Consider the following 26,512-nt stretch of genomic DNA (forward strand, 5'->3'; position numbering starts at 1 on the left):
CCTCTCGGTGATGGACGACTTAAGCATATCCTAAAGTCCCTTCCTGGTTCTCGCTGTCCCGGAGCATGTCGTCGAATGCCCCGTCCCTGGGCCGGTGGCGTACGAACCGGAGCGCGATGGGGGCGTGGCGCGGGGCGTACCTGAGCGGGGTCCGTCGGGGTGGCGTGATGTGATGGGCGGTGTGCAGGCGTACCGGCTGGTCCGTCGGCCGGCCGAGGCCCGGCCGGCCCGACACGACGACCCCGTGCAGCGGGAGGTGGTCGACCACACCGACGGCCCGCTGCTGGTCCTCGGTGGACCGGGTACCGGCAAGACCAGCACCCTGGTCGAGGCGGTCGTCGCCCGGGTGGCGGAGGGCGTCGACCCGGAACGCGTACTGGTGCTCGCCTTCAGCCGCCGCTCCGCCACCGCGCTGCGGCACCGGATCGAGGCCCGGATCGCCGAGGTCACCAACCGGGTACTGCACGAGCCACTGGTCCGGACCTTCCCGGCGTACGCGTTCGGGCTGCTGCGCCGGTCGGCGGCGGAACGCGGCGAGCCCTCCCCCCGACTGCTCACCGGTCCCGAACAGGATCTGATCATCCGGGAACTGCTCGGCGTGGTCGGCGCCGAGGACGAGCAGCCCGAGGACGGGGACGAACCCGACGACCCGGTCGGCTGGCCGGCGGAGCTGCGGCCGGCGCTGCGTACCCGGGCCTTCGCCGAACAGCTCCGTGACCTGCTGATGCGGGCGGCCGAGCGTGGCATCGGGCCGGTGGAGCTCGCCCGGCTCGGCGAGAAGCTCGGCCGGGCCGACTGGCCGGCCGCCGCCCGCTTCCTCCGGCAGTACGTCGCCGTGCTCGCCCTGCGCGACGTGACCACCCGGGGCTCGGTCGCCTACGATCCCGCCGAACTCGTCCGGGCCGCCTCCGGCCTGCTCAACGACGACCCCGACCTGCTCGACGCCGAACGCGCCCGGCTGGCGTACGTCTACGTCGACGAGCTGGCCGACACCGACCCGGCCCAGGTGGACCTGCTGCACCTGGTGGCCGGTGGCGGCAAGCCACTCGTCGCCTTCGGTGACCCGGACTCGTCCACGTACGCCTTCCGGGGCGCCGACCCGGAGATCGTGCACGGCTTCGCGCACCGCTTCCGTACCGTCTCCGGGGCGGTGGCCCGGACGCTGGTGCTGCACACGTCGTACCGGGCGGGGCCGGGACTGCTGGACGCGACCCGGCGGCTGGCGCGGCGGCTGCGCGGGCCGGTCGCCCACCGCGACCTGCGTCCGGTGCCGGACGCCGAGCCGGGAACGGTGGAGATCCGCACCTTCCGATCCGGCACCAGCGAGGCCGCCTACCTGGCGCACGCGCTGCGCTCGGCACACCTGCTCGACGGGGTGCCCTGGTCGCGGATGGCGGTGCTGCTCCGCTCCACCACGCTGCAACTGCCGCCGTTGCAGCGCGCCCTGCACACCGTCGGGGTGCCGACCGTGGTGCACGCCGAGGACCTGCCGCTGCACCTGCAACCGGCGGTGGCGCCGTTCCTGCTGCTGCTGCGCTGTGCACTCGAACCGGACCGGCTGGACGAGGAGGCGGCGGTGACGCTGCTGCACTCGCCGCTGGGCGGCGCCGACCCGCTGGCCGAGCGGCGGCTGCGGCAAGGGCTGCGCGCGCTGGCGCTGGCCGGCGGCGACCGGCGCCCCTCCGGGGACCTGCTGGTGGAGGCGCTGCGCGATCCGCGGGACCTGCTCACCATCGAGCGCCGCTGGGCGGCACCGGCCCAGGCGGTCGCCAACCTGCTGGCCACCGCCAGGGAGGCTGCCAACGCGCCCGGGGCGACCGCCGAGGACGTGCTCTGGGCGGTGTGGCGGGCCAGCGGGCTGGCCGAGCGCTGGTCCGGGGCACTGGCCCGGGCCCGTACCGCCGCCGGGGTGCAGGACAGTGGGCTGCGCTGGCGGGCCGCCGCCGCCGACCGGGACCTGGACGCGGTAGTCGTACTCTTCGACGCGGCGGCGCGGTTCGTCGACCGGCTGCCGGGGGCGCGTACCGAGGTCTTCCTCGACCACGTGCTCGGGCAGCAGTTGCCGGCCGACACCCTCGCGCCGAGCGCCGACCGGGGCGAGGCGGTACGCCTGCTCACCGCGCACGCGGCCAAGGGGCTGGAGTGGGACCTGGTCGCGCTGGCCGGCGTACAGGAGGGGATCTGGCCGGACCTGCGGCTGCGCGGCAGCCTGCTCGGCTCGGAACGGCTTGTCGACCTGCTCGCCGGCCGGGGCGAGGGTGCCGGTGTCGCGGCCACCCTGGTCGGGCAGAGTTCGGCGATGCTTGACGAGGAACGCCGGCTCTTCTACGTCGCCGCCACCCGGGCCCGGCGCAGGCTGCTGGTCAGCGCGGTCGCCTCGGCGGCGGTCGGGGTCGCCGACCACGAGGAGCAGCCGAGCCGGTTCCTCTACGAACTCGGCCCCACTGTCGAACGCCCGGACGACGGCGACGCCGACGCCGACGCTGAGGTGTTAGGAGGGGGCCCTTCTACTACCGAAAACGATAACGGGGGGCCCTTCCTTGCAGCTGTGTTGCCGGTGGGCCGGCCACCACGGGCGTTGACGCTGTCGGCGCTGGTCGCCGAGCTGCGTACCGCCGTCACCGACCCGGAGGCGTCGCCGGCCCGGCGGCGCGCGGCGGCGGCGGAGCTGGCCCGGCTGGCCGTCGCCGGGGTGCCCGGAGCACATCCCGACGACTGGTGGGGGCTGCGCCCGCTCTCCGACGACCGGCCCCTCGTCGACGAGGGCGAACCGGTCCGGGTCACCCCGTCCGGGATGGAGAGCGCGCTGCGGTGCAGCCTGCGCTGGCTGCTGGAGCGGCACGGCGGCAAGGCGCCGGCCAGTTCCGCGCAGGGGGTCGGCAACCTGGTGCACGCCGCCGCGATGCTCGCCGAGGACGCCAGCGCCGACCGGGGCAAACTGCTGGAGTACGTGACGGCGCGGTTCGACGTGATCGAACTCGCCGCCCGCTGGATGGCGGGTACCGAACGGGCCCGCGCCGAGGTGATGGTCGACAAGCTGCTGCGCTGGCTGGCCGGCAACCCGCGCCGGCTGCTCGCCATCGAGCACGAGTTCGCGGTACGCCTCGACGACCCGGTGCGGCCGATCGAGCTGACCGGCCGGGTCGACCGGCTGGAGGTGGACGCCGAGGGCCGGCTCGTGGTGATCGACCTCAAGACCGGCAAGTCGACGGCGGTGACCGCGTCGGAGCTGGCCGAACATCCGCAGCTCGGCGCCTACCAGGCGGCGGTGGAGGCGGGCGCGTTCGCCGACCTCGGCGTCGGGTCGGAGTCCGGCGGGGCGGCACTGGTGCAGCTCGGCACCTCGACCCAGGACGCCAGGGAGCAGGTCCAGCCGCCGGCCGGTACGGCCGAGGAGGCGGGTGGCTGGGCGCAGGCGATGGTCCGGCGTACCGCCGACACGATGGCCGCGGCCACCTTCTCCGCCGTCGCCAACTCGAAGTGCCGGGTCTGCCCGGTACGCAGCAGTTGCCCCATCTCCGGCCAGGGCCGGCAGGTCGTCGAGCCGCCCACCCGGCGCCGCCCGGACACCCCGCCCACACCGCCCGGCCAGCGTCGCGGCGAGGGCGCCCGATGACCCAGCCCTCGCTGTTCAGTCCGACGCCGAGCCAGCGGGTCGCCGACGCCGGACCGCGGTACACCCCGGTCGAGCTGGCGAAGCTGCTCCGGCTGCCGGCGCCCACCCTGGAGCAGACCGCGATCATCTCGGCGCCGGTCGAGCCGCTGCTGGTGGTCGCCGGTGCCGGCTCCGGCAAGACCGAGACGATGGCCGCCCGGGTGGTCTGGCTGGTCGCCAACGGGTACGTCGAACCCGGGCACGTCCTCGGGCTCACCTTCACCAGGAAGGCGGCCGGGGAACTCGGCACCCGGATCCGGACCCGGCTCGGTCAACTCGTCCGTCGGCTCGGCCGCAACAGTCGCAACAGCGACGACGACCCGTTCGGCGGTGAGCCGACCGTGGCGACGTACCACTCGTACGCGGCGCGGATTGTCACCGAGCACGGCCTGCGCGGCGGGTACGAGCCGTCGACCCGGCTGCTCACCGAGGCGTCCCGCTGGCAGATCGTCGACTCGATCGTCCGCAACCACGACGGCGACATGTCCGAGGTGGAGCGGCAGCCGAGCACCGTCACCGACGCCGTACTGGCGCTCGCCGCAGACCTGGCCGAACACCTGGTCACCCCGGACGAGCTGGCCGCCTGGACGGGACGGTTCTTCGCCGAGGTGCAGTCCCGACCCGGCCGGGTCTACGCCGACGTACGCAAGGCGCTGCACGTGCAGCAGCTCAGGCTCCGGCTGCTGCCACTGGTCCGGGCGTACGCCCAGCGCAAGGACGACTTCGAGGCGATGGACTTCGGCGACCAGCTCGCCCGGGCGGCGCGGGTGGCCCGGGACCACCCGGAGGTCGGCGCGATCGAGCGCGGGCGTTACAAGGTGGTGCTGCTCGACGAGTACCAGGACACCAGCCACGCCCAGGTGGTGCTGCTCCGCTCGCTCTACGGCGGCGGGCACCCGGTCACCGCCGTCGGCGACCCGTGCCAGTCGATCTACGGCTGGCGGGGTGCCAGCGCCGGCACCCTGGACCGGTTCCCAACCGAGTTCGCCCAGCCGGACGGCACCCCGGCCCAGGTGCGCACCCTCACCACGAGCTGGCGGAACCGCCCGCAGATCCTGGACGTCGCCAACGGGCTCGCCGCGCCGCTGCGCGCCGCCGGAGCCCAGGTCGCCGAGCTGGCCGCCGCGTTCCGGGTCGATGAGGAGATCCCGGGCCGCACCGGCCGGGGGTACGCCGGTGGCACTGTGCACTGCGCGCTGCTCGACACGTACGCCGACGAGGCCGACTGGATAGCCGACAGCATCCTCGCCGCCTGGCGGGGGGCGGCCCGGATGCCGGACGCGCTGCCGGAGCAGATTCCCGTGGTGGCCCGGCCGACGACGGCCGTGCTGGTCCGGCTGCGCAGCCAGATCCCGGCGATCGAGGCGGCGCTGCGGGACCGGGGACTGCCGGTCGAGGTGGTCGGCCTCGGCGGGCTGCTGGACACTCCCGAGGTGCGGGACGTGGTCTGCACCCTGCGGGTGCTCTCCGACCCGACCGACGGTGCCGCGCTGCTCCGGCTGCTGACCGGGGCACGCTGGCGGATCGGCCCGCGTGACCTGGTCGCCCTGCACCGTCGGGCCACCGCGATCGCCCGGGCCCGCCGGGAACTGCCCCGCTCCGACGGCGACGATGACGAGCCGGAGATCGTCACCGACCGGCTGGACGAGGCGACCCTGGTCGAGGCGCTCGCCGACCTGGGGCCGGCGCAGGCGTACTCGGCGGAGGGCTATGCCCGGCTGCGGGCGTACGCCAGGGAACTCGGCCTGCTCCGGCACCGCCTGGACCAGCCGCTGCCGGACCTGCTCGCGGACGTCGAGCGGACCATCGGCCTCGACGTCGAGGTGGCGGTACGTGCCGGCAGCGACGGCCGGGGCGGCGACGCCGGCCTGGCCCGGGGGCACCTGGACGCGCTCGGCGACGTGGCGGCCCGGTTCGCCGGTGACTCGGCGGGTGCGCCGCTGCACGCCTTCCTGGCCTTCCTCGCCGCCGCCGAGGACGAGGAGCGGGGCCTCTCCCCGGGCGAGGTGGAGGTGGTGGAGGGCGCGGTGCAGATCCTCACCGCGCACGCCGCCAAGGGCCTGGAGTGGGACGTCGTCTCGGTGGCCGGGCTGAGCCGGGGCGTCTGGCCGGGGGCGGCCCGGGGCTCCGACCACTATCTGCTCGGCCTCGGCGTGCTGCCGTTCCCGCTGCGCGGTGACGCGGACGGGCTGCCCGAACTGGCTCTTGCCGACGCCGACGACCAGAAGGCGGTGGCCCGGGCACTGGCCACCTTCACCGACGACTGGCGGGCACACGACGAGCGGGAGGAACGCCGGCTGGCGTACGTGGCGGTGACCCGGCCGCGCCGGCTGCTGCTCTGCTCCGGGTACTGGTGGGGCGAGGGGACGAAGCGGCCACGCGGCCCGTCGACGTTCCTCTCCGAGGTGTACGAGTGGTGCCTGACCACCCCCGAGAGCGGCGGCGAGAGCGGTTTCGTGGTTGACGCCTGGGCGCCGGAGCCGGCGGCGGACGCCAGCAACCCGACCACCGAGGTGGTGCTCCGGGCCGAGTGGCCGGCCGACCCGCTCGGCGCCCGGCGCCCGATGCTCGCCGAAGCCGCCGCCCTGGTCCGCCGATTCATCGCCGAGGGTGAAAGGAAGGGCCCCCTCTTATCGCTTTCAGTAGATGCGGGGGCCCTTCCTAACACCTCAGGCGAGCCGGAGCCGGAGCCGGAGCCGGAGCCGGAGTCGGAGGTGGCGGCTGCTGCGGCGGCGTGGCGGCGCGAGGCTGACCTGCTGCTCGCCGAGCGGGACATGCTGGCGGACCGGTCCGGGCCGGTCGAGGTGGCGCTCCCCGGCCACCTGTCGGTTTCACAGCTGGTGACGCTGCGCCGGGACCCGGCGGCGCTGGCCCGCGCGTTGCGCCGGCCGATGCCCCGGCGTCCCGAGCCGTACGCCAGGCGGGGCACCGCGTTCCACTCCTGGCTGGAGCAGCGGTACGGGATCAGCCGGCTGCTCGACGTCGACGAGCTGCCCGGGGCGGCCGACTCGGACGCCGCCCCGGACGAGGCGCTGGCCGAGTTGCAGGAGCGCTTCCTGGCGAGTGAGTGGGCCGAGCGCACTCCGGTGGAGGTGGAGGTGCCGTTCGCCACGTCGATTGGCGGGCTGCTGGTCCGGGGCCGGATGGACGCCGTCTTCACCCTCCCCGGCGGCCGTTACGACGTGGTCGACTGGAAGACGGGGCGGCAGCCGACCGGGGTCGAGGCGGAGGCGGCGGCGGTGCAGTTGGCGGCGTACCGGCTGGCCTGGGCGGAACTGGCGGGTGTACCTGTCGACCGGGTCCGGGCGGCCCTCCACTACGTACGGGACAACGTGACCGTACGCCCGGCGGACCTGCTCGACGGCGACGGCCTGGCGGCGCTGGTGGCGCAGGTGCCGGAGACGGCGGGTGGTTGAGCCCCTACCCGAGGTCGCTCGTCCGATTGGATCACCGGAAACCGCCCGCTCCGGCCGGTGGTGTGCTAATGTTGGCGCGTTGCAGTTTTGGTTCCCAGAGACTCTGTGTGCGCCTGCGGGATTGTGACCGTAGGCGCTCTTTGTTATGTCCGGAGTTCTCCGGGCGGGGCGACCAGAGCGACAGCCGTCCACCGGTTCGGTGGGCAACAACTCGGCCCGCAACAGGTGCGGGCCGAACGTTCCGTCAGGAGACGAAACACATGGCAATTGGCACCGTGAAGTGGTTCAACGCTGACAAGGGCTTCGGCTTCATCACCCCGGACGGCGGCGGCGCCGACGTCTTTGCCCACTTCTCCGCGATCCAGAGCTCCGGCTACCGCAGCCTGGACGAGAACCAGCGGGTGGAGTTCGAGGTCACCCAGGGCCAGAAGGGCCCGCAGGCGGAGAACATCCGCCCGATCTGACCGAGCATTCCTGCGCGGCGCAAGCCCAGCGCAGAAGTTCGACCACCGCGCCCAGACCGGCGTGGTGACGCGGCCAGCCCGCGCCCGACGGCACGGGCTGGCTCCCGCGTATTTCCCGGTCCGTGGCTGCGGTCACCGGGCGCACCGCCGCCGGTGGCCGAGCCTCGGTGGCGGGCGCCGGTGGCCTTCCTCGACACGTACCGCTTCGAGGAAGGTCCCGTAATGACCCGTACCATCCAGTCCTTCGCCGACGCGCCGCTGGCCGCCGGACTGCACACCGCGTTGACCACGAACGGCATCCTCACGCCGTTCCCGATCCAGGCGGCCACGCTGCCCGACTCGCTGGCCGGCCGGGACGTGCTCGGCCGGGGGCGTACCGGCTCCGGCAAGACGCTCGCGTTCGGCCTGCCCCTGCTCTCCCGTACCGCCGGTCGCCGGGCCCGGCCGGGCCGCCCGCTCGGGTTGGTCCTGGTCCCGACCCGTGAACTCGCCCAGCAGGTGACGACCGCCCTCGCCCCGTACGCCCGCACGCTCGGGCTGCGCTGCGCCACGGTGGTCGGCGGGCTGTCGCTGGGCCGGCAGGCCACGGCGCTGCGGGCCGGCGTGGAGGTGGTGATCGCCACCCCGGGGCGGCTCGCCGACCTGATCGACCGGGGAGACTGCCGGCTGGACGAGGTCACGATCACGGTGCTCGACGAGGCCGACCAGATGGCCGACATGGGCTTCCTGCCGCAGGTGACCGACCTGCTGCGCCAGGTGGCGCCGGGCGGGCAGCGGATGCTCTTCTCCGCCACGCTGGACCGCGGCGTCGACCGGCTGGTCCGCCAGTTCCTCACCAATCCGGTCTCGCACTCCGTCGACCCGACGACCGCCACCGTCACCGCGATGACCCATCACGTCCTCCAGGTGGAGGCGGTGGACAAGACGACGGCGACGGCGCAGATCGCGGCCCGGGACGGCCGGGTGATGCTCTTCGTCGGTACCAAGCACCGCGCCGACCGGCTGGCCAAGCAGTTGATGACCAGGGGCGTACGGGCGGCGGCCCTGCACGGCGGCAAGTCGCAGCCGCAGCGGACCCGTACCCTTGAGCAGTTCAAGTCCGGTCAGGTGACCGCCCTGGTGGCGACCGACGTGGCGGCCCGGGGCATCCACGTCGACGGGCTCGACCTGGTGGTGAACGTCGACCCGCCGACCGACTCGAAGGACTACCTGCACCGGGGCGGCCGTACGGCCCGGGCGGGCGAGTCCGGCCGGGTGGTCACCCTGGCGTTGCCCGAGCAGCGCCGGGAGGTGGCCCGACTGCTCAGCGACGCCGGCATCAGGCCCGAGACGCTTGTCGTACGTCCCGGTGACCAGGCGCTGATGCGGCTCACCGGAGCGCGGGTACCGTCAGGTGTTCCGGTGTCGGCGACGGTAGCCCGCCCGACGACCGCGACGAAGGCTTCGGCGGTGGCGCCGAAGCCGCGGTCCGAGGATGGCGGGCGTCGCCGGGCGTCGCGCCCACGCCGGCTCCGCCGCGCCGCCTGACCGCTGCCCCGAATCGCCTGCCCCGATTGGTACGGCGGTGGATGCGCCGATCGGTCAGCACAACTATGCCCGCGAATACACCTGATCGCGTCCGATGGGCGACTGCGCGGTAACCATCGACGGGCCATCCTGTCCTGGGGAACCAGCGGCTACGGGGATGGGTCGCGGTGGGGGAGGTTGCGATGACCGTGCGTGTCGGTCAGGGCTTGACGCGGGAGATCCTTGTGGTGCTCCTGCTCGCGGCCTGCGGCCTGCTCCTCGCCACGGTCGTCGCGTTCACCCCGTGGTACGACCTGGGCGCCGGGTCGCCCCAGGTCGAGGTGGTCGAGATGCACTCGCCGGCCACCTCCGACGACGGGATCGAGATCACGGTCGCCGGCAACGGCTGACCAGCCTACGCCGCCCCCGCTGGCCGTCGAGCGTCCGGCGGGTCGGCCCGGCGGGCAGCGGTGGTGTTCACTAGGAAGATGCCGGAGAACGTTCCGCGGGCGACCGACGGCACCGAGAGCCGGCCCGGCGCCGCCTGGGCAGCCGGTGCCGTCACCCGGATCGGCCTGCCCGCACCGCCCTCGGAGCCGCCCGAACCAACCCCCGCCGCGGCTGGTCGGGACCGTCGGCTGTGGTGGTTCGCCGGTGCGGCCGGCGGAGTACTCGTGATCGGCCTGGTGGTGGTGCTGGGGCTGACCATGTCCGGCGGAGTCGACCCGCTGTGGAGCCGACCGGAGGCGCCGACGGACGTACGCCCCCCGCTGGCCCGGAAGTGCCCGGCGCCCGGCTCGCCGGCACAGGCACCGTCGGCGCCGACGGTTCCGGAGCCGGACCCGGTCGTCCCGCCGGCCGGGCCGGGGCAGCCGTTGAGTGGTGAGCGGACCGTCGACCCGGAGGCCGGAATCTCGTACGCCAGCTACGGCGCGCCGTGGCAGCCGTGGCGGACGGTGTGGAGCGCCGGGACCCTGGAGGTGCCGTACAAGGTCGGGCAGTACTTCGTCACCGAGCGGGAGTACGACGGGTTCAGCAACTACCTCGCCTCGATCCTGTCGGCGGCGGTACCGGCGGCGGAGAACGACGCCCTCACCTTCGACCTGGAGTGTGTCGGCCGGCAGGTGGCCAGCGACGTTCGCGCCGAGTACTACCCGCAGCCGAACCGGATGGAGTCGATCCGGGACGGGCGGACCACGCTGGGCGGGCGGCCGGCCTGGGTCTCGGTCTTCCGGCTGCAGTTCACCCGTCCCCAGTTGCGGGCCACCGACGAGCTGGCCGCCGTGGCCAGCATCGACGTGGGCCGGTCGACAGTCGCGGTCCTCTACATCTCGATACCCGGCACCCATCGGGAGTTCGACTGGGTGGTCGACCACGTCCTCGCCTCGGTCCGCCCCGCCTGAAACGACTCCCGCCCGGGTACCCCCGGGGGATGTGCCAGGCGCGCCAGATGGGCAGGACGTGGAGGCCGGCCACCGGTGGTGACGGGACGCGCTAGGGTCGGTTCGTGGCGGCGGGAAGATCGAGAATTCCAGCGACTAAGCATTCGGTCGAGCGGTTCACCCTCGACAACGGCCTCCGGGTGGTGCTGGCCCCGGATCGCAGCGCACCCGTGGTCGGCGTGGCGGTCGTCTACGACGTGGGCATCCGGTCGGAGCCGGAGGGCCGGACCGGTTTCGCGCACCTCTTCGAGCACCTGATGTTCCAGGGCTCGGAGAACCTGGAGAAGCTGGCGCACTTCCGGCACATCCAGGGTGCCGGCGGAACCTTCAACGGCTCCACCCACCTGGACTACACCGACTACTGGGAGACGTTGCCGAGCAACGCGCTGGAGCGGGCCCTCTTCCTGGAGGCGGACCGGATGCGCGGGCCGAGGCTGACCGAGGAGAATCTCCGCAACCAGGTCGACGTGGTGAAGGAGGAGATCCGGGTCAACGTGCTGAACCGGCCGTACGGCGGCTTCCCCTGGCTGCGGCTGCCACCGGTCATGTTCGACACGTTCGCCAACGCGCACGACGGGTACGGCTCCTTCGACGACCTGGAGAGCGCGAGCATCGCCGACGCGACCGACTTCTTCGACAGGTACTACGCCTGCGGCAACGCCGTACTGGCCGTCGGTGGGGATCTGGACGTGGCGGAGGCGACGGCGCTGATCGAGCGGCACTTCGGGGACGTGCCGGCCCGGCCCGCACCGGTACGGCCGGACTTCGCCGAGCCGGACCTGACCGGAGAACGGCGGGAGTCCTACACCGACCGGCTGGCCCCGTTGCCGGCGGTCGCGGCTGCCTGGCGGGTGCCGGACCCGATCAACGACTTCGCCAGCTACCTGCCATACGTGGTGCTGGCCGAGGTGCTCACCGACGGCGACGCGTCCCGGCTGGTCGAGCGGCTGGTACTGCGGGACCGCTCGGTGACCAGCGTCGGCGGGTACCTCGGGCTGATGGGTGACCCGTTCGACGTGCGGGACCCGACGGCGCTGGTGCTCCAGGCACACCTGCCGCCGGAGGGCGAGGTGGAGAAGGTGCTCCAGACCATCGACGAGGAACTCGACCGGCTCGCCACCGACGGGCTGGACGCCGACGAGCTGGCCCGGACCCAGGCCCGGATGGCGACCCACCTGCTCCGGGAGACCGACGCGGTGCTCGGCCGCACGCTCCAGATGGCGGTGCTGGAGCAGCAGCGGGGTGATCCGGGGTTGTTGGGGGAGCTGCCCCGGCTGGTCGGCGAGGTCACCGAGGAGCAGGTGCGGGCAGCGGCCGCCACCCTGCGACCGCAGCGCCGGGCCGCCGTCGAGGTCGTTCCCGGTGGAGGTGTCAGGTGACCGCCCGTACGCTGCCCCCGCTCGGGCCGACCCGCAAGCTCAAGCTGCCCCGCGAGGCCGAGCGCACCCTGCCCAACGGGCTGACGGTGATCGTGCTGCGCCGGCCGGCGGTGCCGCTGGTCGAGCTGCGGCTCTGGCTGCCCTTCGGCCGGGCGAACCTGGCCCGGGGCCTGATGATGGCCCAGACGCTGCTCTCCGGCACCGGGACGATGACCTCGGTGCAGCTCGCCGCCGAGTTGCAGAAGGTCGGCGGTGGGCTCACCGCCGGGGTCGACGCCGACCGGCTGATGATCTCCGGCAACGGCCTCTCGACCGGGCTGGACCGGCTGCTGGAGCTGCTCGCCGAGGTGCTCACCGGGGCGAGCTTCCCGAACGACGAGGTCGCCACCGAGCGGGCCCGGTTGATCGACGGGATCCGGATGGCGCAGAGCCAGCCGACCCACCTGGTCCGCAAGGCGCTGCTGAAGCGGATCTACGGCAGGCACCCGTACGCGGTGCAGACTCCCGAACCGGAGCAGATCGAGGCGGTACGGCCGGCGGCGCTGCGCAGTCTGCACGCCGCCCGGGTACGCCCGACCGGTGCGGTGCTGCTGCTGGTCGGCGACGTACAGCCGGCAAAGGTGCTGGACGCGGCGGAGCGGGCGCTCGGCGGCTGGACCGGGGACGGTGCCCCGGGTGAGCTGCCGCCGATCCCGGAGCTGGAGCCGGGGCCGCTGCTGCTGGTGGACCGGCCCGGTTCGGTGCAGTCGTCGGTCCGGCTGGCACTGCCGGCGGTGCCGCGTACCCATCCGGACCATGCCGCGCTGCAACTGGCCAACCTGGTCTTCGGCGGCTACTTCTCGTCCCGCTGGGTGGAGAACATCCGGGAGGACAAGGGCTACACGTACGGGCCGCACTCGTCGATCGAGCACGCTGTCGCCGGTTCCACGCTGATGGTCTCCGCCGAGGTGGCGACCGAGGTGACCGGGCCGGCCCTGCTGGAGACGGTCTACGAGCTGGGCCGGCTGGCCTCGCTGCCGCCGAAGGAGGACGAGCTGGAGCAGGCCCGCCAGTACGCCCTCGGCACCCTCCAGCTCGGCATCTCGACCCAGGCCGGGCTGGCGTCGGTGGCCAGCGCGTACGCCGGTTCCGGACTGCGCCTGGAGTTCCTGGCCGAGCACGCGGCCCGGCTGGCGAAGGCCACCCGGGACGACGTGGCGACGGCGGCGGCGAGGTACCTGGCTCCGGCTCGGGCGGTCACTGTGGTGCTGGGGGACGCCGGTCAGGTCGAGGGTCCGCTGGGTGTGCTGGGGCCGGTCCGGACAGAGGCCGCGGGATCGTGACCTCCGGCCGACCGCCGACGGAGCTGCCGGCCGGTCAACCGCCGCTGGCCCGGTCCACGCTCGACCGGGCCGCGCACCGGCGTGCCGACAGGCGCTGGTTGGCCGACGCGTGGCAGCGGGCCCGGGTGCTGGTGGTGGACGTGGCGAACGGCGGCCGGAGCCTGATCGGTTCGGCCGGTGACAAGCCGGAGTTGGTGCTGCTCGGTCCGGACGCGGTCACCGGGAGCCCTCCGGGCGCCCGGCTCTTCCTCGGCGTCGAGCCGGACGGGGTACCCGTCTTCGCGGTCGACGCGCCGTTGCCGGAGCTGGCCGGCACCCGGGCGGCGAACCTGCGCGAGGTGGGCCACCTGCTCAGTGACCGGGACGCCGGACTCCTCACCACGGCCGTGGCGCTGGCCAACTGGCACGCCCGGCATCTCTACTCGTCGCTGACCGGCCTGTCCACAGTGGTCGGGGACGCGGGTTGGTCCCGGCGGGACGAGGCGGGCAACCAGCTCTGGCCGCGTACCGATCCGGCGATGATCGTGCTGGTGCACGACGGGGTTTCCGGCCCCGGCGGGCGGTGTCTGCTCGGCAACAACGCGGCCTGGCGGTCCGAGCCGGGGATCCGCCGGTACTCCTGCCTCGCCGGATACGTCGAGCCGGGCGAGTCGGCCGAGGACGCGGTGGTCCGGGAGGTCACCGAGGAGGTCGGCCTGGTCCCGCACCACATCGGGTACGTCGCCAGCCAGTCCTGGCCGTTTCCCGGCTCGCTGATGCTCGGCTTCTTCGCCCTCGCCGACCCGGAGCTGCCGATCCGGCTGGATCCGGCGGAGATCGCGCACGCGGCCTGGTTCAGCCGGCGGGAGATCGCCGCGGTGTTGGCCGGGGAGGCGGTCGACGTCGGTGACGGGCTGCGCTTGGCGCTGCCGCCGCCGTCGTCGATCGCGTTGTTCCTGGTCCGCACCTGGTTGGAGGATTCTCGGTAGTCCGGGCCCGGCAGAACGATCCCCGGCGGTCCGGGCGCTTCAGAACCTGGCCGCCCGTTGGTCCGGGGCGGCTCGGCACAAATCTTGGCCCGCGAGCGTCGTTGCCGCGACGATCACGGGCCAAGATCATAGGCCGCCGTTGCCGGGTCAGGCATGGTGCGTGGCGGGGGAGCCACCCCGGTCGACGACGGTCGTCTAGCCGAACCTCGACTGCGGGCCGAGGTTGCCAGGTTGCGGGCCGACGGTCGGCGGGCCGAGATCGACCGGGCCCGGTCCGGGTGGGGTGAGCGGCAGGGCCGGGTCGGCGGTGTGGTCCTGCAAGCGCTGGTTGCGGTGCCGCCGGTCGGGCTCGCCAACCGGTACCACCTTGACCCGCTGCCGCCCGGAGCGGACCGCGCCCACACTGGACAGCGCTCGGGCGAGCAGCAGGGCGGCGTCCCGGTCCTCGGCGCGGACGATCTGGCGGCGCTGTTCCGGGGAGGTCTGTTCGTCGCGGAGGCGCTCCCCCTGCGCCCAGGCGGCGGCCAACTCGTCGTCTGCGGCGGCACGGATATCCGTGCGAACGATTAGAAACCGCATGGGTGTCTCCGAAGGCCGGTGACGGACGATGATCCTGCGATTACCTAACGAAGTCGTTCCATGGAACTTCCACGTTCCCCTCGGGCTATGTTCACCCATTCTCCACCTGTGGGCAAGTGAAACGCGCCGATTGGAGTAGTTGCTCGTCCGATCAGGTGACGGTCAACACCACCACCCCGGGGTACGACGCGGCCGCCGGCTCCCGAAGCAGGAGCCGGCGGCGGCGGATCGGTGCGGCGGCGGCGAATCGGTGCGCCGTCGCAGGAAGTGAACTACTGCTCGGTCAGCCGCCCCGAACGGCGACTGCGCTGGGTGGGTGGCATTCCCGGGTCCCGGCTGGACGGATTCCGGGGAGCCGACCCGCGCTGCGCCGCCACCTCGGCCAACCAGGTGACCGTCTCCTCCGGACTCAGCGCCGCCTCCTGGAGCCACTCAAAGACCATCGAGTAGGTGGCGATCTCCTTGGGGTCGGTCACCATCAGGTTGGTGGCCAGCCCCTCGATCGCGACGGTCTCCGGATCCTGCGGTTCGGCGAAACGGTAGAGCGAGAACCCGGTGTGCGGCAGGTACCAGTCCGCGATGGTCCGCTCGGTCGGCAACACCTGGAGCGTCACGTTCGGCAGCCCGGCGAGCTTGCGCAACTGGATGAGCTGGGCCCGCAGCACCTCGCGTGGACCGGCCCGGCCGCCGAGCGCCGCCTCCTCGATCACCGCGTGGTAGCGGGGCGGCTCGACCTCGCGGGTGAGCAGCGACTGCCGGGCGATCCGGGCCGCCACCTCGGTCTCGGCGTCCTCGGTGTCGTCGGTGTCGTCCACCAACTGCCGGGACGAGAGGATGCGCAGGTTGACGTACCCCTTGCTCTGCAACAGGCCGGGCACGATCACCGGGCTGTACTCGCGGATCTCCGCACAGCCCGCCTCCAACTCGGCGTACCCGCGCTGTCGCGGCGTCATCGTCGCGTACGAGCGCAGCCAGCCCCGGATGTCTCCGGCCTCGTTGGTGATCGCGGTCAGTTCCTCGCGCAGCGCCCCGGTGACCTTGTAGAGGTCCAGCAGGTCGAGGACGTCGCGCAGGTCGGGTCGGCTGCGGCCGTTCTCCAGCCGGGACAGTTTGGAGGCCGACGCCCAGCCCACCGCCTCGATGACCTGGTCGCCGGTGAGCTTGGCGGACTCCCGCAGCTTGCGCAGTTCCGTGCCGAGCCTGCGCCGTCGCAGGATCGGGCTGGGTTGAGCAGGAGGCACTGGATCCTCGCTCTCGTTTCCGTCGAGCCCGTCGCCGGGCAGGTGCGGACCGTTCCGGTCGCGCTCCCGGCGGTCCAGTATGCCGCTCGCGCTTCACGGCCTGCCGTCGAATGGTAACGGCGTGTCTAAATGGAGAGGGCTTCCGGGACGCTTCCACCCCCCTGTCGTCGGATAGCCGATCGAGTTCCGAGCGCCACCGGCCGCCCCGCCACCATCGACTGCGACGAATTCTCACAACCACGACCAGCGCCGTACGCCAGCAGAGAACCCGCCCAACCAGTACGGCGAACAGCCGCCGCGGGCGACCCGGCGCCGGCGACCCACCCGTCGGCGGTGATCAAGAGTGTCCGCGGTCCCCCGAGCGGCTCGCCGCCACCTCGAAAGGGACCCCCTCGCATGCGAAGCATCCTGCGTCGCCCCGACTTCCGGCTGCTCTTCGCCGGTCTGGTGTTCAGCATGACGGCAGAGTCGATCATGCTGTTGGCGCTCGCCGTCTGGGTGAAGGACCTGACCGGCTCGAACGGCATGGCCGGCGCCACCATCTTCGCCATGGTCGCGCCGATGGCCCTGGCCCCGATCGTCGGATGGGCGGTCGACCGGTTCCGCCGCCGCCCGTTCTTTCTCGCCGCGAACCTGGTCACGGCGGTACTGCTCACCCCGCTGTTCCTGGTCCGGGACCGTACCGACGTCTGGATCATCTACGTCGTGGGTGCCCTGTACGGGCTCTCCTACGTCGCCCTCGGCGCGACCCTTAACGGCCTGATCAAACAGATGGTGCCCGAGGAGTTGATGGCCCAGGCGAACGGCGCGTTGCAGACCGTCAAGCAGGGGCTGCGGCTGGTCGGCCCGCTGGCCGGGGCGGCCCTCTACAGCGGGGCCGGCGGCTGGACCCTGCCGACCGTCGGCATGATCGGCTTCGTCGCCGCCGCCTGTGCGGTCTCCGCGCTGCGGATCGCCGAGAGCGAGCCCGGTCCGGCCCAGCTCCGCTGGGTGACCGAGGTGGGTGCCGGGCTGCGGCACATGGTGGGCGAACCGGCACTGCGCCGGGCGGTGGTCGGCGCCGCGCTGGCGGTACTGGTGATGGGGTTCAGCGAGTCGTTGATCTTCGCGTACGTGGACCAGGGGCTGGGCCGGGAGCCGGGCTTCGTGGGGGTACTGGTCACGGTGCAGGGCATCGGCGGGGTGCTCGGCGGGCTCTCCTCCCCGGCCGTGGTACGCCGGTTCGGCGAGCTGGCGGCGCTCGCCGTCGGGGTGGCACTCTTCGCGCCCGGCGCGCTGCTGCTGGCGTACCCGACGATCTGGCTGGCCTTCGTCGCGCTGGTACTGCTCGGCCTCGGCCTGCCGATCGCCTTCGTGGGGCTGAACACGCTGATCCAGCGCCGCACCCCGGGACCGCTGCTCGGGCGGGTCGCCGCCGCCTCCGAGGCGCTGATCAGCGGCCCGCAGGCGATCTCGATCGGCACCGGCGCGCTGCTGGTCGGCTTCGTCGACTACCGGCTGCTCTTCGTGGTGATCGCGGTGGTGATGACGGTGGCGGCCGGGTACCTCTGGGCGGGGCGGGGACTCTCCGCACCACCCGCCTCCGGTACGGCGCTCCGAGGAGACGTGCCGCCGAACGTACCGGCGCCGGAGGTGATCCTGCCCGACGTACCGCCGGTCGCCGGTTCCGCTGACGCGTCACCGGCCTCGAAATCCCGACCCCGCTGACCGATCAGCCCGGACGGCGCAGCGGCGGTGGACCCGGGCCGGGCCCACCGCCGGACCGGTCAGCTGCCGGCGATCGAGGCCAGGTGCTTCTTGACGTCGACGATCGACGGGTTGGTAAGCGCCGACCCGTCGTCGAACCGCACCGTCGGCACGGTCTGGTTGCCGCCGTTGACGCTCATCACGTACTCGGCGGCGGCCAGGTCCTGCTCGATGTCGACCACGGTGTACCCGATGCCCTCCCGGTCGAGTTGTGACTTCAGCCGGTGGCAGTAGCCGCACCAGGACGTGGAATACATCGTCAACATCGTCGAGACCTCCGCGGTGCTCAGTCGTTCCCAGCCCGGCCCGACCGGTTCGGACCGGGCGGGCGACGGATCGGACGGGTTGCCGATCGCACAGGCTAACGGTGCAACGTCAGGAAGGGCTGCCATGATTCCTACCTGTGGTGGCTGACTCGCACGTGGAACGGATCCTGGCCGGACTCGACCCGGAACAGCGCACCGCGGTGACCGCTCCGGCCGGGCCGGTCTGCATCCTGGCCGGCGCCGGCACCGGCAAGACCCGGGCGATCACGCACCGGATCGCGTACCGGGTGACGGCCGGCGAGGTCGCCGCCCGGCACGTGCTCGCGGTCACCTTCACCGCCCGGGCCGCCGCCGAGTTGCGGGCCCGACTCGGCGCGCTCGGCGTGCCGGGGGTGCAGGCCCGGACGTTCCACGGTGCCGCGCTGCGCCAGCTCCGCTACTTCGCCTCCCGGCTGCTCGCCGGCCGGGAGATGCCCGAGCTGCTGGACAGCAAGGTGCGGCTGGTCACCCTGGCCGCCGCCCGGGCCGGGCTGCGCACCGACCGGGCCGCCGCGCGGGACCTGGCCGGCGAGATCGAGTGGGCCAAGTCGTCCCTGGTCGAGCCGGGGGAGTACGTCGTCGCGGCGGCCAAGGCGCTGCGCGAGACCCCGCACGACCCTGCGAAGGTGGCCGAGGTCTACGCCGGATACGAGAAGGTCAAGCGAGCCAACGGCGTGATCGACTTCGAGGACATGCTCCGGGCGGCGGTGTGGGGGATCGAGGAGCACAGGGACGTCGCCGAGCAGATCCGCGCGCAGTACCGGCACTTCGTGGTCGACGAGTACCAGGACGTCAACCCGCTCCAGCAGCGCCTGCTCGACGCCTGGCTCGGCGGCCGGGACGACCTGACCGTGGTCGGTGACGCCAGCCAGACGATCTACTCGTTCACCGGTGCCACCTCGGCGTACCTGATCGATTTTCCCCGCCAGCGCCGGGACGCGGTGGTGGTCCGGCTGGTCCGGGACTACCGCTCGACCCCGCAGGTGGTCGGGCTGGCCAACGCGGTGATCCGGCAGGCCCGGGGTGCCGAGGCGCGACTGCGGCTGGAACTGGTCGGGCAGCGCCCGCCGGGTGCCGAACCGGAGCTGCGGATCTTCGCGGACGAGCCGGCCGAGGCCGCCGCGGTGGCGGTGCGCTGCCGCGACCTGATCGCCGCCGGCACACCGGCCCGGGAGATCGCCGTACTGTTCCGGACCAACGCGCAGTCCGAGGCGTACGAAAAAGCGCTCGCCGAGGCGGAGGTGCCGTACCAGGTCCAGGGCGCGGAGCGCTTCTTCGAGCGGCCCGAGGTACGGCAGGCGCTTGTCGCGCTCCGCTCCGCGACCCGCTCGACGCCGGGGGAGACGCCGCTGGTCCCGGCCGTGGTGGAGGCGCTGGCGGCGGTCGGCTGGACACCCGACCGGCCCCCGCCCGGCGGCAGCGCCCGGGAGAGCTGGGAGGCGCTGGCCGCCCTGGTCCAGCTCGCCGAGGAGTACGCGGCGAGCCCGGCGCTCCTGCCGATCGGCGAGGCGCCGGCGAGCGCGAGGAGTGAGCTTGCGAGCCCCGCAGTCGCGAGCGACTGGATCGCTGCGAGCGCGAGGAGTGAGCTTGCGAGCCCCGCAGTCGCGAGCGACTGGATCGCAGCGGTGGAGCGGCCGGTGACGCTCGTGGACTTCTGTGCCGAGCTGGGCCGGCGGGCCGCCGCGCAGCACGTGCCGACGGTCGAGGGTGTGACGCTGGCCTCCCTGCACTCGGCGAAGGGGCTCGAGTGGGACGCGGTGTTCCTGGTCGGGCTCTCCGACGGCACGCTGCCGACCAGCTACGCGAAGACGGCAGAGCAGGTGGAGGAGGAGCGTCGACTGCTCTACGTCGGGGTGACCCGGGCCCGCCAGTGGCTCTGGCTGTCGTACGCCTCGGCGCGCTCGCCAGGTGGCCGGGCCCGTCGGCCGTGCCGGTTCCTGCCCCAGTTCGACCGTTCCGGCGGTGGGCGTACCGCCGAGGTGACCGGCGGCAGCCGGAAACCCGAACGTCGGCGTACCCAGGTCGTCTCCTGCCGGGTCTGCGGGGCGACCCTGCTGGCCGGTGCGGACCGCAAACTCGGCCGCTGTGCAGGTTGTCCGTCCGACCTGGACGAGGAACTGCTCGACCGGCTGCGCGACTGGCGGGCCCGGGTCGCCGGGGCGCAGAAGGTCCCCGCGTACGTCGTCTTCACCGACGCCACCCTGGTCGCGCTCGCCGAACGCCGCCCCGGCCGGCCGGCGGAGCTGCTGGCCATCGCGGGGATCGGCCCCCGCAAGGTCGCCCTGTACGGCGACGCGGTGCTCGCCCTGATCAGCGGCGTCGGCGTGCAGGACGTGCTGCTGACGGAGGAGCCGACGGAGCCGGCGCCGGGCTGAGCCGAGGGGCCGTCGGCGACTGTCGGAAGAAAGTTCCGAACTCTCGCCGTAATTCGTTTGCCCTCGTGCCGGGAGGAGGAATAGCCTCATGGCACACCTCGCGAGCGGCGGCTTTCAGGCTGTTCAAGAGGGGGATGAGTCCGATGTTGGCGACGAGTGAGAGTCAGGAGGTGGCCCCAATGGGGACGACCTATGTCACCCAGCGACCGTGGGCGCTGCCTGCTGCCCAAGCTCCGGTGTCAGAGGTCGGCTTCATGCTGATCACTGATCTCCTCCAGCACTCGCAGGCGCACCAGGTCCTGACCCAGGCCGAGCTGGCTCAGGCACCCGCGTCCGCGCAGCGCCAGGGGACCAATGGATTCACGGGCAATGGCATCAGCGTCGGCGTCAAGCGGATGGATGTCAGCGGGGTTCCACCTCGAGGGAGACCGGTCTAACACAGACCAGCCGGCTCACCTCGAGGCCGCGGACCCCGTACACCGGGATCCGCGGCCTTAGTCATTTTCCGCACTGCCAAGTAAGTCGGAACAGCGATCTACGAGATCGAAACGAGAGAGAGGTGACCGGGCGATGAGTCTGGCGTTGGCCCCCCTCGACGCGAACGTCGAGCTGGAGGCGAACCTGCCCTGCCGGAAGTTCGACCCCGACCTGTGGTTCGCAGACTCGCCTGCCGAGCTGGAGCTGGCCAAGTCGCTCTGCGGGGACTGCCCGCTGCGCGTCGAGTGCCTCGCCGGTGCGGTGGAGCGGGAAGAGCCGTGGGGCGTCTGGGGCGGCGAGATCTTCGAGCGTGGCGCGGTCGTTCCGCGCAAGCGGCCCCGTGGCCGCCCGCGCAAGGAGGACGTCGCCCGGGACGCGGCGCTGCGGGTCGAGGCCCAGGCGCGACTGGCGGCCAGTGGTCTTGCCGAGTCGCGCAGTGCGGTCCGGTTGGCGGCCTGACATGAACCCGATCCGTACGAACGCCGGTCTGGTATCGGCGCCGAACACCGCGATGGCCGCGGTGTCGAAAACCATCACCGCCATGCCCATCCGAGACGGAGCCACCAAGATGCATCTCATCCACGAAGCGTTGTCACGGGCTCGAATGCGCCTGCCTCAGGCCGGTCGCAGCACCACGAGCACTGAGGCAACCCGATCCGCCCGAGCCATCGCGCTGGAGGCCCGTCGCCGGGCCGCCCGCGAGCTGGGCAGCTTCTGAACCGTCGGCCGAGGCCGTCGGAACGTACCCAACCTGACACCGAAACAGCCGGGCCGGTCGCGGCGGGAGGAATCCCGCCGGGGCCGGCCCGGCGCCGTGTCGTACGGGTGGTGGCTCAGGCCACCGGGGCGAATCCGGGCAGCCAGCGCTCCACGATGCCCCGGTAGGGCGCCTTCGCCTCCAACTGGCAGAGCACCCCGATCGAGCCGAGGGTCACCCGATGGATCAGCAGGTACGACGGCGGCAGGTTGAGCTGCCGCGAGAGCTGGTACGCCGGGGAGCGCGGGTTGGCCAGCCGAGCCGCCTCGACCCGCAGCCACGCCCGGGTGAACCGGAACTCCTCGACCGAGAGCGGTTGCAGGATCGGCATCAGGAAGTCGAGTACCGCCTGGGCGTCGATCGAGGTGTCGGCCGGGATGAACCCCTCCTCGCGCAGCCCGGCCACCACCGCCTCGGCGTCACCGGCCAGGGCCAGCCGGACCAGCCGGCCGATCGGCTCCGGGTGCCCACCGGGGAGCCGGGCCACCGCGCCGAAGTCGATCACGCCGAGTCGCCCGTCCGGCAGCAGCCGGAAGTTGCCGGGGTGCGGGTCGGCGTGCAGCAGCCCGGCGCGCATCGGGGCGGAGAAGTGCAGGGTGGCCATCAGCCGGCCGGCCTGGTCCCGCTCGCTCTCGGATCCGGAGTCGATGATCGCCGCCATCGGGGTGCCCTCGACCCAGTCCGTGACCAGTACCCGGGGCGAGGCGGCGACCACACCCGGCACGAAGATCTCCGGATCATCGGCGTACGCGGCGGCGAAGACCCGCTGCGACTCCGCCTCGAGTTCGTAGTCCAGCTCCTCGCTGATCCGTTCCCGCAGTTCGTTGAGGAGCGGTTTGATGTCCAGACCCGGCTGGATCGCCCGGAACATGCCACCGAGCCGGGAGAGTTGCTTCAGGTCGGAGAGGAGCGCCGGTCCGGCACCCGGGTACTGCACCTTGACCGCGACCGGGCGCCCGGCCGGGGTACCCGTCTTGGCCGCCGCCTTCGCACCGCGCCGCCGGACGGCCGGGGTGCTGCCGTTGTCGACCTTCCAGATCGCCCGGTGCACCTGGCCGATGCTGGCCGCGGCGGCCGGCTTGTCGTCGAACTCCACGAACAGCGACCGCCAGTCCGGCCCGAGCTGCTCGGCGAGCACCTTGTGCACGCTCGCCGCCGGCAGCGGTGGAGCCGACTCCTGGAGCTTGGTCAGCGCCTGCCGGTACGGCGCCGCGACCTCCTCGGGCAGGGCCGCCTCGAAGACCGACAGAGCCTGCCCGAACTTCATCGCACCGCCCTTGAGCTGGCCCAACACGCTGAAGAGCTGCTCGGCGGTGCGTTGCTGAATCTCGTTGGAGATCACCTCGGAGGCGAGGCCGGTGACCCGCTTGCCCATGCCGAGCACCGTCCGGCCAGCGAAGCCGAGCGGCAGTGCGGCGAGCTTGGCGGTCCGGGAGACGGCGCGGCGCGGGATGTCGGTCACCAGATCATTGTTACCGACTCGACGGGATCCGGTCCGCCGTCATCGGGTGGCTCAGGCCACGTCCGGGCCGCTGGCGACCCGCCGGGACCTGCTCCGGCCGTCGGAAACCGGCCTGCCGTCCCCGGTCGTGCCCGGCTGGGCGGACCGTCGTGCTGGTCCGGTCCGGGTGGCGGGCTCCGCTTCCGGCCCGCTCGGGCGGTTCCGCCGGGTCGGCGTACTGCGGCGTCGTCTGGTGCAGCCACACGCCGGGTGCGGTGCCCAGGTGCGGCGGCGCAGCCGTCCCACGGTCACCTCGACCGCCCCGCCCACCGTCTCCGGCGTACCGCCGTCGAGGAAGGTGAGGACCTCGCCGACCGCGTACCCGACCGCCGTGATCAGGGTCGAGGTGAGGCAGGGTTCCTGGCCGTCACCGCCGGCCAACTGGGCGGCGAGGCCGGGCCAGCCCGGGTCACGGTCCCGACGGTGCAGGTCGACGCAGTTGAGGCAGGGCGATCCGGCCGCCCGGACGAGGGGGCCGACCACGGGTACGCCGTCGCGCATGGTCAACAGCAGGTGCGCCTGCCGCTGCTGGGCGTAACCGGCCGCGAGTAGTTCGGCGGGGCGGTCGGCGCCGACCTGGACCACCAGGTCGGCAGCGCCGCGCCGGACGGCCCGGGTGGTGGTGCCGGGCGCGGACCGGGCGATCGCGTCCACCACGGCGGCGGCGCTGGGCCGGCGTACGTCGGTGGCCGGCAGCGCGCCGCCGATGATGTCCGCCGGCCCGACCCGCCCGCGCAGGTCGGGGTGGACCTGGCCGACGCCGGCCTGGGCCAGGGTCACCGCCACCGGGGCGGCGAGCCGGCCCTGGCCGCTCACCACGACCCGGGCGGCGGCGCGTCGCCGGAGCAGTTGGGCCGGGGTGCCGGGCGAGTCCCGGCCGTGCAGGGCGAGCGCCGCCGCCTCGGCGGAGAGTCGCTGCCGGGCCGGCTCGGGCAGGTCGGTGGGGAGCAGGGTGTGCGCGGCGACCACCAGGCCGGCGGCGCGCAGGGTGTCGATCAGGGTACGGGCGTCGTCCCGGGACACGTTGATCGTCTCCGCGTGTTCGAGGACGGCCCGCTCGCTGCGACTGCCGTCCAGCAGGTCGAGCAGCCGGGCGGCGGAGGGGTTGGCGACCTCGAGCAGGACGGCGCGCCGGGGGTCGAGGCCGAGTTGCAGGGTGTGCCGGTCACGCCAGAGTCGGGCGAGTCCGGGCAGCAGGGTGGGGCGGGGCAGCACGGTTCGGGTCATGAAGCGACACGCTGTCACCGCCCAGGTGCGGGCCGGCAGCGGTTGTCCACAGCGACTGAGGGCTGTGCACTGCTCTATCCACAGGAACTGGGGTGTTATCCACAACCGAACGGTAACTTTTGTCGCGGCGCGGACATCACGCCAGGTGTCCGCAGCGCGACAGCGAAAGCGGGAAGGGGTGGCGCTCGGCCACCCCTTCCCGCAGTTCCGCGTGCTTCTCGGTGATCAGACCTTGGCCTTGCCGAGGATCCGGTTGACGGTGGTGCCACAGACCGGACACTTGCCCTTGGCCATGTTCATGCCCGTCTTGGAAACCTCGACGTTGCCCTCGAAGTCACGCTTCTCCTTGCACTTCACGCAGTAACCGTTGTAGGTCTGGGCCTTCTCGGCCACGGTGTCCTCCTCGTCTCAGCCGTCGGCTCTCGCGAGCCTGACGTGCGCCCGGCGGCGGGCGGCCACGTAGGCGCCAGCGCTGGGGTTTCTCCGCGGTCACCGATGTGACCGCCGGTTCGCGGACCCTACCCAGGTCTGGGCAGTTCCATGTCAGCAATCTGTCGACACTGTGAGGAAGCCGACGACCAGAGTGTGCATGCCGGAATAGGTCGGATAAGTCAGTTTCGCAGGGACACGCCGGATGAACCACGTCAGATCGCTGATCAGGGGGGCCTGGCGAGGTCGGCGGATGATCGTTTACCGTTGCCTGCGGCGCTCGTCCCGTATGGCGCCGCGAGGGCCGAGCGGGCCCGATCAAGGGGGCGCGGACGATCACCGCAATGAATTTTTTCCGGACGCCGCACCGCTAACCGGTATTTTTCCGGCGGCAATCTATGGGTTGACTCTTGCGGTGACCTGGCCAGTACGCATTAGTTTTCCATCGTGAACGAAACCCGGGGCTGCGCGGACCGCTAATGGCGGGGTTGCGGAAGCCGGTCGTCGAGGTACGGCGCAGTCAGCGCCGGCGCCGGACGGTGTCCGCCTACCGCGACGGCGAGCGCGTCGTCGTGCTCATCCCCGACCAGTTCTCCCGGGCCGAGGAGAGCGAGTGGGTGGATCGGATGCTCGCCCGGCTCGCCGCCCGGGAGGAGCGGCTCGGGCGTTCCGACGAGGAACTGCTGCTCCGGTCCCGCCGGTTGATCGACCGCTACCTGAGCGAGCACGGCAGGGCGGCGGTGCCGGCCAGCGTCCGGTGGGTGACGAACCAGAACGGCCGGTGGGGCTCCTGCACCCCGGCCGACCGGACGATCCGGATTTCGCACCGGATCCAGGAGATGCCCGAGTGGGTGATCGACTACGTGCTGCTGCACGAGCTGGCCCACCTCGTCGTGCCCAGTCACAACGCACGGTTCTGGGAACTGGTCGGCCGCTATCCGAAGACGGAACGGGCCCGGGGCTACCTGGAGGGCGTCGCCGCGACCGCCGGGATCGTCCTGCCGGACTGAGCCCGTACCCGAGACGTTCGAAGCCCCGGACGGGCGGTGCGGCCGGCCGGCTGCCCGGGGCCGGACCGTCGGTAAGGTCGGTGGGTGACCCGCCGTGTGATCGTGGTGATGCTCGGACCCGTCGCCTGGACGCCACCGGAGACCGACCCGGCCCGCTGGCGGGCGGCGCTGGCCGAGGACGTCGTCGACCTGGTCGCCACCCTGGCCCAGGTGGAACCGGCGATCGCCGCCACCGCCGCCGACCGCCCGCTGGCCGACGCGGTCGCCTGGCCCGGCATGCCGGTCTACGATCTGCCGACCCACCGGGTCGGAGCCGCGCTCGACGCCGCGACCCGGGACGGCTACGACCAGGCGGCCGTGATCGTCGCCGACGCCCCCGACCTGCCCGGCCTGATCCTCGGCAAGCTGCTCCGCCCGCTGACCAGCCGATCCGTCGCGGTCGCCCCCGCGACGAACCCCGGTGCCGGGCTGCTCGGCCTGGCGACCCGGCTACCCGCCCCGGACTGGCTGCCGGAACTCGACCTGGACACCGCCGAAGCGGGGCTGGTGCGCCGCGCCGCGCCGCGACCGGCCGAGGTGGCGGTGACCCCGGGCTGGCGTCGACTCCGCGGCCCGGCCGACCTCGCCACCCTCGACCCGGCGGTCGAGGGCTGGGACACCACCCGGGTACTGCTCGGCGGCTGACAGTACGTCAGCCGACTCCCGCGGGACGG

Annotated in this window: 18 protein-coding genes and 4 pseudogenes; 16 read left to right on the forward strand and 6 right to left on the reverse strand. The window is 72.9% G+C overall.

Annotated features, from left to right (window positions below; translation table 11 throughout):
* Positions 1-172: 172 nt before the first annotated feature.
* From CLT71_RS27810 to nudC, 9 genes are all read left to right on the forward strand, one after another.
* Positions 173-3,616 (forward strand): ATP-dependent DNA helicase, encoded by a 3,444-nt coding sequence (locus CLT71_RS27810; RefSeq protein WP_101369718.1) that lies wholly within the window; start codon positions 173-175, stop codon positions 3,614-3,616.
* The gene (locus CLT71_RS27815; protein WP_101369719.1) at positions 3,613-7,071 is read left to right on the forward strand and encodes an ATP-dependent DNA helicase; all 3,459 of its coding nucleotides are present in this window, start codon (positions 3,613-3,615) and stop codon (positions 7,069-7,071) included. The genes CLT71_RS27810 and CLT71_RS27815 overlap by 4 nt, the downstream gene beginning before the upstream one ends.
* A 260-nt stretch (positions 7,072-7,331) precedes the next feature.
* Entirely contained in the window at positions 7,332-7,535 is a 204-nt protein-coding gene (gene cspE / locus CLT71_RS27820) for a transcription antiterminator/RNA stability regulator CspE (RefSeq protein WP_101369720.1), read from the forward strand.
* A 222-nt stretch (positions 7,536-7,757) separates the two neighbouring features.
* Entirely contained in the window at positions 7,758-9,062 is a 1,305-nt protein-coding gene (locus CLT71_RS27825; RefSeq protein WP_101371843.1) for a DEAD/DEAH box helicase, read from the forward strand.
* Between the two features lie 182 nt (positions 9,063-9,244).
* Positions 9,245-9,451, forward strand: a complete 207-nt coding sequence (locus CLT71_RS27830) for a hypothetical protein (RefSeq protein WP_101369721.1) — start codon at positions 9,245-9,247, stop codon at positions 9,449-9,451.
* Between the two features lie 78 nt (positions 9,452-9,529).
* On the forward strand, positions 9,530-10,444 hold the full coding sequence (locus tag CLT71_RS27835; RefSeq protein ID WP_101369722.1) for a hypothetical protein: 915 nt from the start codon (positions 9,530-9,532) through the stop codon (positions 10,442-10,444).
* Between the two features lie 104 nt (positions 10,445-10,548).
* Positions 10,549-11,862: a M16 family metallopeptidase gene (locus CLT71_RS27840; protein WP_101369723.1), complete on the forward strand. Its 1,314-nt coding sequence runs from the start codon at positions 10,549-10,551 to the stop codon at positions 11,860-11,862.
* The gene (locus CLT71_RS27845; RefSeq protein ID WP_101369724.1) at positions 11,859-13,184 is read left to right on the forward strand and encodes a M16 family metallopeptidase; all 1,326 of its coding nucleotides are present in this window, start codon (positions 11,859-11,861) and stop codon (positions 13,182-13,184) included. Before CLT71_RS27840 ends, CLT71_RS27845 begins: the two co-directional genes overlap by 4 nt.
* On the forward strand, positions 13,181-14,152 hold the full coding sequence (gene nudC, locus CLT71_RS27850) for an NAD(+) diphosphatase (RefSeq protein WP_199187742.1): 972 nt from the start codon (positions 13,181-13,183) through the stop codon (positions 14,150-14,152). Before CLT71_RS27845 ends, nudC begins: the two co-directional genes overlap by 4 nt.
* 345 nt (positions 14,153-14,497) lie before the next feature.
* Here nudC and CLT71_RS27855 read toward each other — a convergent pair.
* Together CLT71_RS27855 and CLT71_RS27860 are read right to left on the reverse strand one after the other, a co-directional pair.
* Positions 14,498-14,731 (reverse strand): annotated as a pseudogene (locus CLT71_RS27855) (hypothetical protein); the annotation flags it as partial.
* A gap of 272 nt (positions 14,732-15,003) precedes the next feature.
* Complete coding sequence (locus CLT71_RS27860) at positions 15,004-15,972, reverse strand: Scr1 family TA system antitoxin-like transcriptional regulator (protein WP_101369725.1); 969 nt, start codon at positions 15,970-15,972, stop codon at positions 15,004-15,006.
* A gap of 396 nt (positions 15,973-16,368) precedes the next feature.
* On the opposite strand from CLT71_RS27860, the gene CLT71_RS27865 reads away from it, so the two are divergent.
* Complete coding sequence (locus CLT71_RS27865; RefSeq protein WP_101369726.1) at positions 16,369-17,679, forward strand: MFS transporter; 1,311 nt, start codon at positions 16,369-16,371, stop codon at positions 17,677-17,679.
* 59 nt (positions 17,680-17,738) lie between these two features.
* Here the strand turns inward: CLT71_RS27865 and CLT71_RS27870 are convergent, their stop codons facing one another.
* Complete coding sequence (locus CLT71_RS27870) at positions 17,739-17,984, reverse strand: mycoredoxin (RefSeq protein ID WP_101371845.1); 246 nt, start codon at positions 17,982-17,984, stop codon at positions 17,739-17,741.
* A gap of 140 nt (positions 17,985-18,124) precedes the next feature.
* Here CLT71_RS27870 and CLT71_RS38250 point away from each other — a divergent pair.
* From CLT71_RS38250 to CLT71_RS27890, 4 genes and pseudogenes are all read left to right on the forward strand, one after another.
* Positions 18,125-19,534, forward strand: a pseudogene (locus CLT71_RS38250) (ATP-dependent helicase); the annotation flags it as partial.
* Positions 19,535-19,642: 108 nt separating this feature from the next.
* Positions 19,643-20,398 (forward strand): annotated as a pseudogene (locus CLT71_RS38255) (HRDC domain-containing protein); the annotation flags it as partial.
* Positions 20,399-20,968: 570 nt separating this feature from the next.
* On the forward strand, positions 20,969-21,334 hold the full coding sequence (locus CLT71_RS27885; RefSeq protein ID WP_101369728.1) for a WhiB family transcriptional regulator: 366 nt from the start codon (positions 20,969-20,971) through the stop codon (positions 21,332-21,334).
* 1 nt (position 21,335) lies between these two features.
* Positions 21,336-21,593, forward strand: coding sequence for a hypothetical protein (locus tag CLT71_RS27890; protein WP_486483485.1), 258 nt, complete (start codon positions 21,336-21,338; stop codon positions 21,591-21,593).
* 115 nt (positions 21,594-21,708) lie between these two features.
* On the opposite strand, the gene CLT71_RS27895 is transcribed toward CLT71_RS27890, so the two are convergent.
* The 3 genes and pseudogenes from CLT71_RS27895 to CLT71_RS37555 all read right to left on the reverse strand — a co-directional run bounded on the left by CLT71_RS27895 (position 21,709) and on the right by CLT71_RS37555 (position 24,753).
* Positions 21,709-23,094: an ABC1 kinase family protein gene (locus CLT71_RS27895; RefSeq protein WP_101369729.1), complete on the reverse strand. Its 1,386-nt coding sequence runs from the start codon at positions 23,092-23,094 to the stop codon at positions 21,709-21,711.
* A 219-nt stretch (positions 23,095-23,313) separates the two neighbouring features.
* Positions 23,314-24,360 (reverse strand): annotated as a pseudogene (locus tag CLT71_RS27900) (PqqD family protein); the annotation flags it as partial.
* 225 nt (positions 24,361-24,585) lie between these two features.
* The gene (locus CLT71_RS37555; RefSeq protein WP_165436864.1) at positions 24,586-24,753 is read right to left on the reverse strand and encodes a DUF5679 domain-containing protein; all 168 of its coding nucleotides are present in this window, start codon (positions 24,751-24,753) and stop codon (positions 24,586-24,588) included.
* Positions 24,754-25,268: 515 nt separating this feature from the next.
* Here CLT71_RS37555 and CLT71_RS27905 point away from each other — a divergent pair.
* Both CLT71_RS27905 and CLT71_RS27910 read left to right on the forward strand, forming a co-directional pair.
* On the forward strand, positions 25,269-25,799 hold the full coding sequence (locus CLT71_RS27905; RefSeq protein ID WP_101369730.1) for a M48 metallopeptidase family protein: 531 nt from the start codon (positions 25,269-25,271) through the stop codon (positions 25,797-25,799).
* A gap of 84 nt (positions 25,800-25,883) precedes the next feature.
* Positions 25,884-26,483 carry a glycosyltransferase family protein gene (locus tag CLT71_RS27910; protein WP_101369731.1) on the forward strand — a complete coding sequence of 200 codons (600 nt, stop codon included), beginning with the start codon at positions 25,884-25,886 and terminating at the stop codon, positions 26,481-26,483.
* Positions 26,484-26,512 lie beyond the last annotated feature (29 nt).

The organism is Plantactinospora sp. CNZ320, assembly GCF_002846275.1.